The 13345-nt window shown below is 42.3% G+C and carries 16 protein-coding genes; all 16 read left to right on the forward strand.

Annotated features, from left to right (window positions below; genetic code table 11):
- Positions 1 to 180 precede the first annotated feature (180 nt).
- Positions 181 to 2322 (forward strand): DNA/RNA helicase, encoded by a 2142-nt coding sequence (locus BP95_RS0123890; protein WP_028533403.1) that lies wholly within the window; start codon positions 181 to 183, stop codon positions 2320 to 2322.
- Positions 2315 to 3217: a ComF family protein gene (locus BP95_RS0123895; protein WP_139170717.1), complete on the forward strand. Its 903-nt coding sequence runs from the start codon at positions 2315 to 2317 to the stop codon at positions 3215 to 3217. Before BP95_RS0123890 ends, BP95_RS0123895 begins: the two co-directional genes overlap by 8 nt.
- 209 nt (positions 3218 to 3426) lie before the next feature.
- Entirely contained in the window at positions 3427 to 3840 is a 414-nt protein-coding gene (locus BP95_RS0123900; RefSeq protein ID WP_028533404.1) for a TIGR03826 family flagellar region protein, read from the forward strand.
- 248 nt (positions 3841 to 4088) lie between these two features.
- Entirely contained in the window at positions 4089 to 4364 is a 276-nt protein-coding gene (flgM, locus tag BP95_RS0123905; RefSeq protein WP_028533405.1) for a flagellar biosynthesis anti-sigma factor FlgM, read from the forward strand.
- Positions 4361 to 4876: a flagellar protein FlgN gene (locus BP95_RS0123910; protein WP_231515183.1), complete on the forward strand. Its 516-nt coding sequence runs from the start codon at positions 4361 to 4363 to the stop codon at positions 4874 to 4876. Before flgM ends, BP95_RS0123910 begins: the two co-directional genes overlap by 4 nt.
- A gap of 24 nt (positions 4877 to 4900) precedes the next feature.
- Positions 4901 to 6466 (forward strand): flagellar hook-associated protein FlgK, encoded by a 1566-nt coding sequence (gene flgK, locus BP95_RS0123915; RefSeq protein ID WP_021257126.1) that lies wholly within the window; start codon positions 4901 to 4903, stop codon positions 6464 to 6466.
- 18 nt (positions 6467 to 6484) lie between these two features.
- Positions 6485 to 7381 carry a flagellar hook-associated protein FlgL gene (gene flgL, locus BP95_RS0123920; protein ID WP_021257125.1) on the forward strand — a complete coding sequence of 299 codons (897 nt, stop codon included), beginning with the start codon at positions 6485 to 6487 and terminating at the stop codon, positions 7379 to 7381.
- 28 nt (positions 7382 to 7409) lie between these two features.
- Positions 7410 to 7976, forward strand: coding sequence for a DUF6470 family protein (locus tag BP95_RS0123925; RefSeq protein ID WP_028533407.1), 567 nt, complete (start codon positions 7410 to 7412; stop codon positions 7974 to 7976).
- Between the two features lie 44 nt (positions 7977 to 8020).
- A complete protein-coding gene (fliW, locus tag BP95_RS31255; protein WP_051614176.1) occupies positions 8021 to 8425 on the forward strand; it encodes a flagellar assembly protein FliW in 405 nt (134 codons plus the stop codon).
- Positions 8426 to 8427: 2 nt separating this feature from the next.
- Positions 8428 to 8649, forward strand: coding sequence for a carbon storage regulator CsrA (csrA, locus tag BP95_RS0123935; protein WP_028533408.1), 222 nt, complete (start codon positions 8428 to 8430; stop codon positions 8647 to 8649).
- A gap of 115 nt (positions 8650 to 8764) precedes the next feature.
- The gene (locus BP95_RS0123940) at positions 8765 to 9571 is read left to right on the forward strand and encodes a flagellin N-terminal helical domain-containing protein (protein ID WP_028533409.1); all 807 of its coding nucleotides are present in this window, start codon (positions 8765 to 8767) and stop codon (positions 9569 to 9571) included.
- 68 nt (positions 9572 to 9639) lie between these two features.
- The gene (locus tag BP95_RS0123945) at positions 9640 to 10695 is read left to right on the forward strand and encodes a glycosyltransferase family 2 protein (RefSeq protein ID WP_028533410.1); all 1056 of its coding nucleotides are present in this window, start codon (positions 9640 to 9642) and stop codon (positions 10693 to 10695) included.
- A gap of 5 nt (positions 10696 to 10700) precedes the next feature.
- A complete protein-coding gene (gene fliD, locus BP95_RS0123950) occupies positions 10701 to 12200 on the forward strand; it encodes a flagellar filament capping protein FliD (RefSeq protein WP_028533411.1) in 1500 nt (499 codons plus the stop codon).
- A gap of 17 nt (positions 12201 to 12217) precedes the next feature.
- The gene (locus BP95_RS0123955; protein WP_021257118.1) at positions 12218 to 12583 is read left to right on the forward strand and encodes a flagellar protein FlaG; all 366 of its coding nucleotides are present in this window, start codon (positions 12218 to 12220) and stop codon (positions 12581 to 12583) included.
- 6 nt (positions 12584 to 12589) lie between these two features.
- A complete protein-coding gene (fliS, locus tag BP95_RS0123960) occupies positions 12590 to 12958 on the forward strand; it encodes a flagellar export chaperone FliS (RefSeq protein ID WP_021257117.1) in 369 nt (122 codons plus the stop codon).
- A complete protein-coding gene (locus tag BP95_RS0123965; protein ID WP_021257116.1) occupies positions 12925 to 13332 on the forward strand; it encodes a flagellar protein FliT in 408 nt (135 codons plus the stop codon). Before fliS ends, BP95_RS0123965 begins: the two co-directional genes overlap by 34 nt.
- The last annotated feature ends 13 nt before the right edge of the window (positions 13333 to 13345 follow it).

Genomic DNA, 13345 nt, shown 5'->3' on the forward strand with positions numbered 1-13345 from the left:
GAATCCGTCGATTCGTATACAATTTTATACAAATACGATAAGGCGCTGGGCATGAAGCACATGCCACCCGATTCCACGGGTGGGGTGTGCTTTTTTTGCGTAATTTGAGCAGATGCGCATCCAGATATCAAGCAGCAAGCATGCTCCGGTGAGCCGTATGGCGAAGGAGAGGGAATATTCATGCAAGTAAGAATTTATGCCGTGCGCACGGAGTACGGATGGCACTCGGGCATCACTGTAGATTGGCGTGTTGATGTACGCTATTGGTTAGCAGGGGAAGGGAGCCTATCCCGTGGGTCGAAACTCGTTGTTTTGCATCAGCAGCTGCCGATTCAAGTTGGCATCGCTGTGCTGGAACATTTCAAGCCAAGCGAAGCTATGGAGCGTTGGGGAGAGCAGGGCTGGGTTCGTTATTTTGCTGATATTCTTTCCCCGTGTGTGGAGGAGTTAGAAGAAGAAGCTAAGCGGAGGCTGATGCAGGAGCACCTAGCTGTTGCGATTATCGAAGCGCCATATTCGGAGCCGACCTCCAAGCTGTTCGTCATGGAAGAGCAGAAGCCTATGTATCGGGTTGCAGAACAATCCGTAGCCTATGCAACAACACAATGGGATGCGAATTCATCTGGGCTGCCTGCTTCTTTCCTTGGGGAAGGTGTGTCTCAGGCAGGAGTATGGTCCGCATTGCATGCTGATGCTTATCGTATCGCCTATGGAATTTGTGGTCGATTGCTTTTGGATGAAGAATTGATTCAATTCCTGCGGGATGCGGGAGCGGAACATTTAATTGCGAGCAGATATTCGCTCATCCAGTGGGGGTGGCTGCATGGCTGGGTGGAGCTGAGGGCAGGGATGTCATTTACTCGCCGGGATGACGGCGGTAAGCTGCCTACTACTGCTAGCCGTATTTCCCCGCTGAAACGAGTCATGCGATCCCTCTATAAAGCCTCGGTTACGATTTGCTGCGGACGCTGTGGGAGTTCAGAGGGTTTAAGCAGCTCCACATGCTCGACTTGCCATTCTTTACAATGCTGGACGTGTACACAATGCTTGAATGTGGGGCGCTGCCGGTCTTGTGCTATTTTGATTGCTGGCAAACTGTATCGAGGTGACGATAGTGCCGTAGCGCTTATTTCGAATCGGGAGGAGCAGTTGGAGAAATGGGGGCTTGCTCCAGCGCAGTTAGAGGCGAGTAGACAGGCATTGGATTATATTGATGGAGTTCGTGCGAAGAACCAAGTTGCTAGGCTGTCTGAGATGAATACATCTGGAAATAGAAGTACGGTACAGGGAATAAGGGGCAATTTGCGTAAGGGCGCCTTTTTATTATGGGCCGTAACTGGGGCTGGAAAGACGGAGATGATTTTTCCGCTCGTGGAGGACACGCTGCTACATGGTGGACGTGTATTGATTGCCACGCCGCGACGTGATGTTGTACTGGAATTGAAGCCTAGGATAGAGAAGGCGTTTCCTGCACAGAAGGTCGTTACGTTGTATGGAGGCAGCCCGGAACGGTGGCGAGATGGAGATATTACTATCGCGACCACCCATCAGCTGATTCGTTTCGAGGAGGCCTTCGAATTAGCTATTATCGATGAGCTGGATGCATTCCCTTATCATAATGATCCGATGCTGCAGCGTACAGCAGAACGCGCTTGTACGCCCGGGGGTGTGTTCGTCTATTTATCCGCGACACCGCCAGAGGCGATGCAGCAGAATGTTCGAAGAGGCAAGCTCTCTCATGCTAGGGTGCCAGTGCGTTTCCATCGTCATCCACTTCCTATCCCGATGAGAATCACAATGCCTTCGGTTGCTCAGTGTTTATCTGCACATGGGCTGCCAGCACTACTGCTGGCACGCATGAATCATTCGGTAAGTAGAGGTGCCCAGCTGTTTGTGTTCCTTTCTCGTATTCGTCAAGTAGATCCGCTTGTACGACTGCTGCGCGAACGTATTCCCGGTGTCCATATCGATGGAACGTCAGCGGCTGATGAGAGCCGAGGGGATAAAGTAATTCAATTTCGAGAACGGAACATTCGTGTGCTCGTCACGACAACGATTCTGGAACGAGGTGTGACGGTACCGATGAGCGATGTATTCATTCTTGATGCAGACGATCGCTTGTTCGATGCAGCTTCACTAGTACAGATGGCGGGCAGAGCAGGGCGTTCGAAGGATGATCCTGCAGGATTGGTCGTGTTTGGCTCCCCGCAGTGGAATCGATCACAGCGGTCAGCAGTTCGGCAAATTCGGGACATGAATCGGATTGCAGCCAGAAAAGGATATTTGTTATCAGGAGCGGTCAGGAGACAGCGGATTGGGTAGCAGAATGAGATGGGGTGACTTGCTGGAGAAGATATATGGCGGGATGCTTAGTCCGAGTCAGCAGGCATGTATCATTTGCAAAAGATCCATTCGGATGAACGATACAGCTCTACGTCCACTTTATCCCCACGAACAGAGCCTTATGTCTCTGGTGTGCTATAAGTGTGTCAATCTAATCCCATGGATTCGTGAATTAGGCTGTGAGTATTGCGGACGAGCGATTCGCTGTCCAGATTGTCCGCGTCATCCTTTGCGAAATGACGGTCTAAGAGCTAATCGAAGCGTGGTGCGATATGACGAACAAATGAAGCAATGGCTGTCTCAGTATAAATTCAAGGGAGATCGGGTGTATGAGCTGCTCATGGTCAGGATGATGCAGCTTGCCTATGAACCGCTGCTGTCCACCGTGTGGGAACGGCGACCAATCATTAGAGGTGGTGGGATCCCCTCGTTGTTCCAAGGCAGGCGGGAGGCGATTCTGCCAGATCTCATTACATTTGTACCAACTACTCTTGAGCGTATCCAAGTTCGTGGATTCAATCAGGCAGAGCAATTCGCACGGGCGCTGGGCAGAGAATGGGGAAGGCCAGTCGTAGAGCTTTTGGAGCGCACACAGGATGCAGAGAAGCAGAGCAAGCAATCTCGAATAGGCAGGGAGCGAAGCATATCTAATGCGTTCAAGCAGCATCAATGGGCGGGGAGAAGCCTGCAAGAGGTCTGGGGTGCTTGTAAGGGGAGAGAAGGGAGCAACGCGGCTGAATTGCGGGTACTTCTTATTGACGATGTATATACAACAGGGAGTACGATAAGAGCCTGTTCTCGCAAGCTATCGTCCTTATGCAGGGATCTTGACTGTCCGGTCTCGATTGTCAGCTATACGTGGGCGAGGGCATAGACAAAGAGGAGCGCAGTACGACTACTCGTCTCGGAGATGAGCGGCGATTACGGTTTGGAAGGCTGAGGAATGAGTTGCGTCCTCAAGCTTATAAGAGGCTGTTCCAGCTGGTATGTAAAGTGTGCAAGGCTTATGAATAAAAATTTGCTCGTCATCTGCCGAATATTGCGATATGATGAAGAAATGAAGCATCGTAGGAGGCGAATGACATGGAGCTGAGCAATTGTCTGCGCTGCGGAGTTCTTTTTGCCAAGGCGTTCCGAGATCTCTGTCCAAATTGCTTGAAAGAAATCGAACAGGAGTATGAACGCTGTGCTGCTTATCTGCGTGAAGCACGTCAAGCCACGATGCATGAGCTGAGTGAAGCAACAGAAGTAAGCGTTCGTCAAATCACGCGTTTTATTAAAGAAGGGCGCATTTCCATATATCAGGCACCGAATCTGACTTATGAATGTGAAATATGCAGCCAGCCGATACGCGAAGGGAATATGTGCGAATCTTGCCGAACTCGCCTTGTGAAAGAGCTTACACAGACAGTAGTTGGTGCAGATGAGAAGAAGGAAGCTTCTCGCATGGGGGATGGCGCCTACCGTGTCATTGATACGAAACGGACACGCGAATAATTCAAATTTGGAGTTTGTCAATAACAAAACTCTCTGAAATGAGATTTTTTAGATTAAGTTCATAATATTCATGACAATACATCTAAATAATTCTTGACACTGCGCCGATAATCTTAGTAAAGGTTATCGGCTTTTCTTATTGATAAGATGGAATGAAGCAGTCAAAAGGCAATATTGAAAGATGTAATGGGTGCTTCATCAATGATGGATAGCGATATAAGTTTGTCTTATGGAACGAGGTGAATGGGATGAAAATTAATGAAACACAGCGTCTTGGCGCGATCCAATATTCTCAGAAACAACAGGCAATGAATCGTGCATCGCAGAAGCCTTCCCGCAAGGATGAGCTGATCATCTCGACTGAAGCGCAGGAAATGCTTGACGCACAGAATCGGGTGAATGATCCTGCACGTAGTGATCGCATTGCGGATTTGAAGAAGGCTGTATCTACCGGAACCTATTATGTGGAAGCGGACAAGATTGCGGAGAAGCTGCTTCCCTTGTTCCGTAAGGAGAACGAATGAGCGGAGGAACAGGTGTGAGTGTGCAGCAAATCATTGGAACGCTAACGCTCCTGAACGATCTGCATAAACAGTTACTTGATATTGCAGAAGAAAAGAAACAAGTGATTATCAAGAACGATGTTGAAGGCTTGTCGCAACTGATGACGAAAGAATCCAGACTTTTGAAACAGGTCGCAGAGGTGGATGAGGATCGGCAGCAGGCAACACAGCAGTTCATACTGGAGAAGGGCATTCGATCCCAGCTGAATTTGACGGTAACGGAAATTGCCCGGCTTGTATTTCAGGCGGAAGAACGTGTGGAACTGCTTCGCTCTAAAGAAGAATTAACACGAACAATTGAAAAATTAAAAAAAGTTAACCTTCAGAATCAACAGCTTATCCAACAGTCACTTGAATTTGTAGATTTTTCATTGAATATGTTCTTGGGTGCTGAAGATGATGGATTCTATCAGCGTCCAGATCAGCAACATGGCTCGTCGAGAAACAAGACATTTTTTGATACGAAAGCCTAACTTATTAGGACAAGGGGATACATTATGCGATCAACTTTTCATGGCATTGAAACTGCAAAACGTAGTTTATTTGCCCATACAGCATGGATGAATACAACAGGACACAATATTGCTAATGCTAATACGCCGGGTTACTCAAGACAGGTAGTAAATCTTGTTGAATCTCGTCCGATAGAGGCCCCAGGATTTTCTCGTTCAGGAGTTCCGGGGCAACTTGGAACTGGTGTAGAATTTAATTATATTAAGCGTATTCGTGAACGTTTCTTAGATGATCAGTACTGGAATGCGAACCGTTCGTTGGGAGAATGGGAAATCCAAGCAGATACCCTAACCAAGTTAGAAAAAGTATTTAATGAACCTTCTGATTCCAGTATTCGTATGGTAATGGATAACTTTTGGAAATCATGGTCAGAGCTTAGTAAAGATCCAGAAAACGTAACTTCCCGGAAAATCGTCCGAGAGAACGCTTTGGCATTAATAGATGCCTTTAATGAAACAAGTAAAAAAATGACTGATATGCAAAACGATCTTAGTCAAAGCGTGACAGTAAAAGCAGATCATATTAATACTCTTTCTAAACAAGTTTCACAATTAAATTATGAAATTTATCGGATAGAGGGACTAGGCGACAATGCTAATGATTTGCGGGATCAACGTGACTATATCGTTGATGAACTGTCGAAGTTGGCGAATGTTCAGGTATCCGATCAAGAAGATGGCTACTATATAACTGCTGGTGGGATAGAGATTGTATCAGGTCGACAATCATTGGATACGACTGCCGCTGATTGGGAAGGTGCATACGGCAACGGATTAACGAGCGGTGAAATGTTCGGGATCGTAAAATCAAGAGACGTTTTAGTAAAAGATTATTTAGAACAGCTGAATCAACTAGCTAATACGCTTGCTACTGGAGAGGTAGAAATTACGATACCATCTGGTTCAGTTATTCCAGATGGAACAACCTTAGGCAATATAACATACAATGGCGCCATTGCAGATCGAACATTAAAAAATGATATTACAGTAAAAGTAAAAGGACTAAATGGTCTTCATCAATTAGGCTACGTATTTGGAACCCCAGCTACTAAAGGAGTGGAGTTTTTCACATCTAAAAACGGGGGGCCGATTACTGCTTCTTCTATTCAGCTGAATCCTGCAATTCTAAAGGATCCGAACCTTATCGCTTCATCACTCCGCACCATTACAGGCAAGAACGGAGATGAGGTAGTAAAAGGTAATAACACGCTTGCTCTATTGATGTCGCAATTGAAAGAGTCATCATTTAAATTCAATGCGATTTCAAGCAACAACGGGATAACACAAGGAACGGTGGATGATTATTATCGTTCTATTCTCGGACAAATGGGCGTTGAAAGTCTTGAAGCAATTAGACAGACAGAAAACAACCAAATTCTAGTTGATCAAATTGAATCTCGACGGCAATCCGTCAGTGGTGTTTCTATGGATGAGGAAATGTCGAATTTAATTAAATTCCAACATGCCTATGCAGCAGCAGCTCGTTTCATGACGACTTTGGATCAGAATTTAGATAAAGTCATCAATGGCATGGGAGTCGTGGGTAGATAAGATAAGGGGGAATGAGCTATGGCATTACGTGTTACTCCTAGTATGATGCATTTGCAAATGACTAGAAATATTTATAATAATTTGAGTCGAATGGATGATAGACAGTTACAATTATCAACGGGAAAAAAATTAAATAAGCCATCTGATAATCCTGTCGGAATTACATATTCATTACGATATCGCAGTGATTTGTCGATTAATGATCAATTTCAAAAGAATGCCGATACAGCAAAATCATGGTTGGATTATACGGACACCGTCCTTAATCAAGTGAACGATATTGTTCAGCGTGCGAATGAACTCACGGTGCAGGCTGTAAATGGGACAAATCCCCAAGAAGCGATGAACGCAGTAAATGTGGAGATGGGGCAGATTTATGACCAAATCATCTCGTTAAGCAATAGTCAAATGAATAGCAAGTACATTTTTAACGGACAATTAACTGATATCATGCCATACGATAAATCTAACGCCGATAAGCAAACTACTGATACTGCGGGTATCGAATACCGGTTCGCAGAAGGGGCCGGGTTATCAATCAATGTGACCGGTATGGATGTATTTGGTAATCCGAGTGATGCCGATAATCTTTTCGGTGTGTTACAGCGGCTCCAGGATTCTTTGAAGGCAGGAAATCAAGATTCGGCACGTGGTGAACTAAATCAGTTAAAATCTCGGTTAGCTAAGATAAATGAAGTTCGTTCAGAAGTAGGGGCTAAGACGAATCGTATTGATTTGATTTCAGAACGGTTAGGGAATTTGGAGATGAACTTGACCGAGATGCAAGCAAAAGTGGAAGATGCTGATATGGCGGAAACAATAATGAAACTGAAACAAGATGAAAGTGTATATCAGGCATCGTTGGCAACGGGAGCTCGTATTGTTCAAACTAGCCTGTTAGACTATTTAAGATAATTAATTCTATTATTTCGGATGTGTTGCTATGAAACTTCCGCAAGTAAGGATCGAACAACAATTTTCGAAGCTGGGCATGCAAACCACGTGGGGGAGGCATCAGATGTCTTCTCCACGTGGAAACCTTGAAATTTCGCACAAGCCTGCACAAATGGAAGTAGTTACTCATGGTGCGTTGTTGGAAATTGACTCCGCGAATGCTTGGTTGGCATTGGGTAAAGGTAGTCATGAACAATGGTTACAGTTGGTCTATGGACAAATGAAACAGCAATTCATGATAAACCTATCGAAAATTGTAGATGAGGGTAATCAACTAGCCAATTTCAAGGGTGGCAATAATGCTATCGCAGATATTGCTAGACAACGTTTCAATGAAGAATCAAGCATTCAATATACAGGAGAAGCGTCCAGCAATAATGTTCATGTCAATTATACTCCAGCCCAAGTACAAATAAGCTGGACATTGGGAGAAACGAACATCCAGTATACTCCGCGTAAACCAGAAATATCGTATACTCCTAACAAGATAGACATCTACCTTCAGCAGAAAAACTATATTAAAATAGATGTTAATAATATCGATCAATTTATCTAATGCTATGGCTTTCAGCTGTAGCTTTTTTTGTAGGAGGAGTCAAAATGATAAGTCGGCAATTTTCCTTTAAGGGAAGCATTTTAGGTTTTGAGGATTTTGATGCATTTGATTTGAAGGAAATTGAGGGAACATCGTTTTATCAATTGGAAGCTTTAGATAATTCTGAAATTAAATTCGTGGTAATTAACCCGTTTGATTGGAAGAACGATTACTCATTCATTCTCGATAATAGTTGCAAGGAGGGACTGAAGCTTAATGATCCTAATGATGCTTTAGTCATGAATATTGTTACGATAAAGGATCCATTCACTTCTTCTACAGTGAACTATGCTGCACCCCTGGTAATGAATGTGGATAATGGATTGGCAATGCAATTCGTTATTCAGGACAATAAGACATACTCTAGCAAGACTCCTTTATTTGATGCGGTTAAGGAAGGTGGCGAATAGGTATGTTGGTACTTACTAGAAAGAAAGGACAGTCAATAGTATTAAATAATGATATCGAAATCCAGATCGTTAGCGTAGATGGAGAACAAATAAAAATAGGTATTTCCGCCCCAAAAGATGTTGTCATATTGCGCAAGGAACTTGTTGAAGAGATAAAGGCGACAAATCAAGAGGCGGTAGCTCACTATGTCGATATTGATATGCTAAAAAAAATCAAAAAATGATAAAAAATTTTCGTCCAACTATAACAAATACGGAAATGGAACCGATAATATTATTGTAGGGCGAAAACCCTATACTACAAGGATGTAGTAATTACGAATCAGGGAGGAATAATCAATGATTATCAACCACAACTTAAACGCGATGAACTCTCACCGCAACCTGACTTTCAACAACATTCAACAAGGAAAATCCAGTGAAAAGCTTTCTTCCGGTTACCGGATTAACCGTGCAGCTGACGATGCTGCTGGCTTGTCCATCTCCGAGAAAATGCGTGCACAAATCAAGTCCATGAACCAGGGTATGCGCAATGCTCAAGATGGTATTTCATTGGTTCAAACGGCTGAAGGTGCAATGAACGAAGTATCTGACATGCTTACTCGCATGAAAGAACTTGCTACACAAGCATCTACTAGCACATACAATGCTAGTGACTTGGCTTCCATGGATTTGGAATACCAAGCACTTGCTTCCGCAATTGGTGAAATTGCAGGAAACACTGAATTTAACGGAATCAAGTTGTTGGATGGAACCGCAAACACTTTGAATATCCAATTGGGCGGTACTGACAAAGACAAAGTCGATCTTGACATGTCTAAGGCTAAAATCGATGATTTGGCATTTACTGACGTAAAAACGAAAGACAATGCTATTAAAGAATTGAAAGCTATCGATACTGCAATTGGTAAAGTCAATTCAGCTCGTTCTGAATTGGGTGCCTTCCAAAACCGCTTAGAGCATATGTACAACAACATTGGTACAACGTCCGAGAACTTGCAAGCTGCTGAGTCTCGCGTACGTGATACTGATATGGCTAAAGAGATGATGGCTTACACGAAATTCAACATCTTGCAACAAGCATCGACTGCGATGTTGGCTCAGGCTAACCAAGCGCCTCAAGGCGTACTGCAATTGTTGCGCTAATCGGTTAAGTCTTAAGATTTATCGGAGTCCACTGTTTCAGTGGACTCCTTTCTTATAGGAGCATATTAATGAAGCTAAGTATATGCATGATTGTTAAAAATGAAGAAAAGCATATAGCAGAATGTCTCAATAGTATTCCTGACAACTGTGAAGTAATCGTAATAGATACGGGCTCTACGGATAATACAGTAGAAATTGCAAAATCATTTCCGAAAGTAAAGCTATTTCAAGTTCCTTGGGAACAAAATTTTGCAAGTGTCCGTAATATTTCGCTCAGTCATGCAACTGGAACTCACATATTAGTCCTAGATGCTGATGAACGGTTAAGCACGAATGCATACGAGCGCATCAAGCAGTATGTAAAGAAGTATCCAGGTATACCGGCTGCAGTACTTATTGAAAATATCGATGAAGGTGATTCAACAATTCATCGTATGGTAAGGTTGTTTCCGAAACAAAACAAGTTTTCTTTTCGAGGAGTTGTCCATGAACAGTTATTTGAGCATGATGTCCCCGCCAAATTTCTGCTTTCTGACATCATAATTCATCACTATGGATATCAAAAAGAAAACTATGAAAACCAAAAGTATGAGTTTTATTTAGAATTGTATAAGCAAGTAATAAAAAAGCAACCTAGGAATGGGTATATATGGTACCAAATAGGAAAGCTGCATGCTGTTGTCGATAATTATGAACCTGCGTGTGAAGCTTTCTTAAATGCGTGTGAATATATGGAAGCACCGTCGTTGTCTCATGCATCTATGATTTTGCATTTTGCTAAATTATTGCACGCTGCTCATCTAAATGAAGATGCCATTGTATTATTAGAGAATCATAAAGGCATGTATGCGGACTATCCAGATATTTATTTTCAGTTAGGTATATTGAATATGGAAATTGGTAATCTGGCGGAAATAAGAAGTTGCTTTGAATCGGCATTAGAGTTAGGGGAAACTACAAAATATACTACTACAAGTGGTGTCGGTTCATATCTGGCTGCATACAATCTGGGCGTGTATTATGAGGTGACGGGGGATATGGTGCTAGCAAAAAAATATTATTTACTAGCAGCACCAAATAGTAATCTAGCTGCGAAAAGGCTCGAATTAATGGTTAAGAGGTGAGAAAAATGCCGATTCGGATAAATGGAATGTCATCTTCTGGACTTGATATTGATAAACTCGTATCGGATTTGATGCGAGCGGAACGTGCTCCACTCGTTAAGAAGACACAAAATAGAGATTTACTACGACTACGTACGGATATGTATAGAGAAGTAAATACAAAGCTAATGGCGTTGAAGGACAATGCGAACGCAATTCGTTTTGGGGCTTCTTTTACATCAGTAAAAGCAACGTCATCTAACGAGAATGCGGTCAAAGTTAGTGGCAGCAATCCATCTAAAGTTACAACCTCTATTGAAGTAAAAGAACTCGCATCTCAGGCAATGAAACAAAGCGTGGGCAAAGTAACAAAAGGGACTGGACTAGATTTAGATTCTTCGTTAATAGCGAATAAGGATAAATTTAATACGGTACCGGATGTTCAAGCCGGTGATTTGTCATTCGAGATTAACGGAGTAGAGGTACAATACAAAGCAGATGATACGATTCAATCAATCATGAATAAAGTCAACCAATCTAATGCAGGTGTTGTATTGAGTTATGATTCTGCCGCAGATAAGTTTGTATTTATAGGCAAACAAACGGGTACCCAGTCGAAAATAGAAGTTTCCGACAACAAAGGCAGTTTCATGAGCTCGATTGGAATGGATGGAAAAGTAGAGAATGGCAAAGATGCAACCGTCATCATTAATGGTGTAGAATCCAACCGTTCATCGAATACGTTTACTCAAGATGGAGTCACTTACGATCTTCTCCAAAAAACGACAGCGCCTGTGACGATCAAAAACACTTCTGATACGAGCGATTTGATGAATAAAATCAAAGATTTCGTCAAAGTGTATAACGATGCTATTGGGCTTGTTAATAAGTTAACAAAGGAAAAAACGGTTAAAGGTTATGATCCGTTAACAAAAGAACAGAAAAAAGAAATGAATGAAGATGAAATAAAAGAATGGGAGAAATACACAAAGAAAGGGCTTCTGAAAAACGACAATACTTTAGATTCCCTTGCCCGTGAGTTGCGTTCTTTTATGATTGCAGAAATCCCTGATGGAAGCGGTGGAACGATGTCGTTATTTGACATTGGTTTATCTACCACCAAATTTGACAATAACGCCAAACAATTTTCAGAAGATGCGGGCAAAATTGTCATAGACGAAAAGAAATTAATGAAGATGTTAGAAGAGAACCCTCAAGCTGTGGAATCAGTTTTAACAAGGACTGACGCTAATAGCAACCAAGAAGGGTTCTTGCATCGAACATATCGCAAATTGAATGATACAATTTCCGCCTTGAATAAAAAGGCAGGAAGAATAGGAAATTCATATGTTGATGCTTCCACTGAATTGGGTAAACAATCAAGCAAAATGGAGTTAGACATAAAAATGCTTGAACAAAAAATGCTCAAAAAAGAAGATGGATATTACAAAAAATTTGCTGCTATGGAGAAAGCGATAGTTCAAAATAATAGTCAACTGAATTTCCTAATGCAAAATATGCAGTAAGGATAAGGAGGATTACGATGAAGGTACAAGGTATTTCCAATACCTTAACTACAAATGAGATACCAACTCGAGTAGATCTTTCTCCCCCCCTGCAGCATGTTGGAACAGAATATGGGGTTTTAAAGGAAAAGCAAAAGGTAATGGGGCTATCTGTCGGGGAGAAGGCAATCCTTGATGCTATAAATCAAGTCAACAAGACGCTCGAAGGAGCTCCTCAGCGATATGAATTTAAGCTGCATCAAACGACAGGCTCCATGCTTATCAAGATTTATAATAAAGAAACCAATGAACTAATTCGAGAGATCCCTCCAGAAAAAATAGTAGAATTAGTAGCCAAACTACAACAACTTGTAGTTGGAGCAATCATTGATGAAAAGAGGTAATCTAACGTGCAGCAAGCAATGAACCGATATTACCAGACACAAATCATGACCGCTACGCCAGAAGAATTAACGCTGATGCTGTATAACGGATGTATTCGGTTTCTGAAGCAAACAGAAGCAAGCATGAATAACAAGAATTTTTCGGAAAAGAGTACGTTTGTATCTAAAGCTCTGGATATCCTTGATGAATTACAAGTGACATTAGATATGAAATATGAAATCTCGTCACAGCTATTGAGCCTTTATGAGTATTTTAAGGAAAGGCTTACATACGCAAGTATTCATATGAATACAGACGTATTGCGCGAGGTCATAACTATGATGGAGGAGCTACGAGATACATGGCAGGAAGCGATCAAGTTGGTAAAGCAGTAATGATTCAGTCAGGTTCATTGATTGACCTTGCTCACAAATTGTTAGAGATAACTCAGCAATATTTCTATACGATCCAAAGCGGGAGCGATGATTGGTATCAGCAATTAGAGGATTATGAATTCTCCCAAAAACATATTGTAAAAGGCATATTAGCTATCTCCAATGAACCCCTACCGCTAGGAGTAAAGGATCAAGCACAAAATATTTTTAAGAAATGCTATGATTTAGAGCTGCAAATAAAAGATTTGCTAGAGCTGCATCATCAAGAAGTAGCGAAGAATATTAATAATTTGCAACAAGGCAACAGACTAAAAAAGCAGTATGATCTATTTTCTCCTTATGAAGCGGGTTCATTGTTTGATACATTTAAATGATGGGGGTAAATCT

The sequence above is a fragment of the Paenibacillus sp. UNC217MF genome (assembly GCF_000686865.1).
GTDB classification, from domain to species: Bacteria; Bacillota; Bacilli; order Paenibacillales; family Paenibacillaceae; genus Paenibacillus_B; species Paenibacillus_B suaedae.

Bases quoted from the DNA above. Each gene is read 5' to 3' on its own strand.
- BP95_RS0123890 (WP_028533403.1), top strand. From the start codon at position 181: ATGCAAGTAAGAATTTATGCCGTGCGCACGGAGTACGGATGGCACTCG.
- flgK (WP_021257126.1), top strand. From the start codon at position 4,901: ATGCGATCAACTTTTCATGGCATTGAAACTGCAAAACGTAGTTTATTT.
- BP95_RS0123955 (WP_021257118.1), top strand. From the start codon at position 12,218: ATGAAGGTACAAGGTATTTCCAATACCTTAACTACAAATGAGATACCA.
- BP95_RS0123965 (WP_021257116.1), top strand. From the start codon at position 12,925: ATGGCAGGAAGCGATCAAGTTGGTAAAGCAGTAATGATTCAGTCAGGT.
- BP95_RS0123900 (WP_028533404.1), top strand. From the start codon at position 3,427: ATGGAGCTGAGCAATTGTCTGCGCTGCGGAGTTCTTTTTGCCAAGGCG.
- BP95_RS0123925 (WP_028533407.1), top strand. From the start codon at position 7,410: ATGAAACTTCCGCAAGTAAGGATCGAACAACAATTTTCGAAGCTGGGC.
- BP95_RS0123945 (WP_028533410.1), top strand. From the start codon at position 9,640: ATGAAGCTAAGTATATGCATGATTGTTAAAAATGAAGAAAAGCATATA.
- fliW (WP_051614176.1), top strand. From the start codon at position 8,021: ATGATAAGTCGGCAATTTTCCTTTAAGGGAAGCATTTTAGGTTTTGAG.
- fliD (WP_028533411.1), top strand. From the start codon at position 10,701: ATGCCGATTCGGATAAATGGAATGTCATCTTCTGGACTTGATATTGAT.
- BP95_RS0123940 (WP_028533409.1), top strand. From the start codon at position 8,765: ATGATTATCAACCACAACTTAAACGCGATGAACTCTCACCGCAACCTG.
- flgL (WP_021257125.1), top strand. From the start codon at position 6,485: ATGGCATTACGTGTTACTCCTAGTATGATGCATTTGCAAATGACTAGA.
- BP95_RS0123910 (WP_231515183.1), top strand. From the start codon at position 4,361: ATGAGCGGAGGAACAGGTGTGAGTGTGCAGCAAATCATTGGAACGCTA.
- flgM (WP_028533405.1), top strand. From the start codon at position 4,089: ATGAAAATTAATGAAACACAGCGTCTTGGCGCGATCCAATATTCTCAG.
- csrA (WP_028533408.1), top strand. From the start codon at position 8,428: ATGTTGGTACTTACTAGAAAGAAAGGACAGTCAATAGTATTAAATAAT.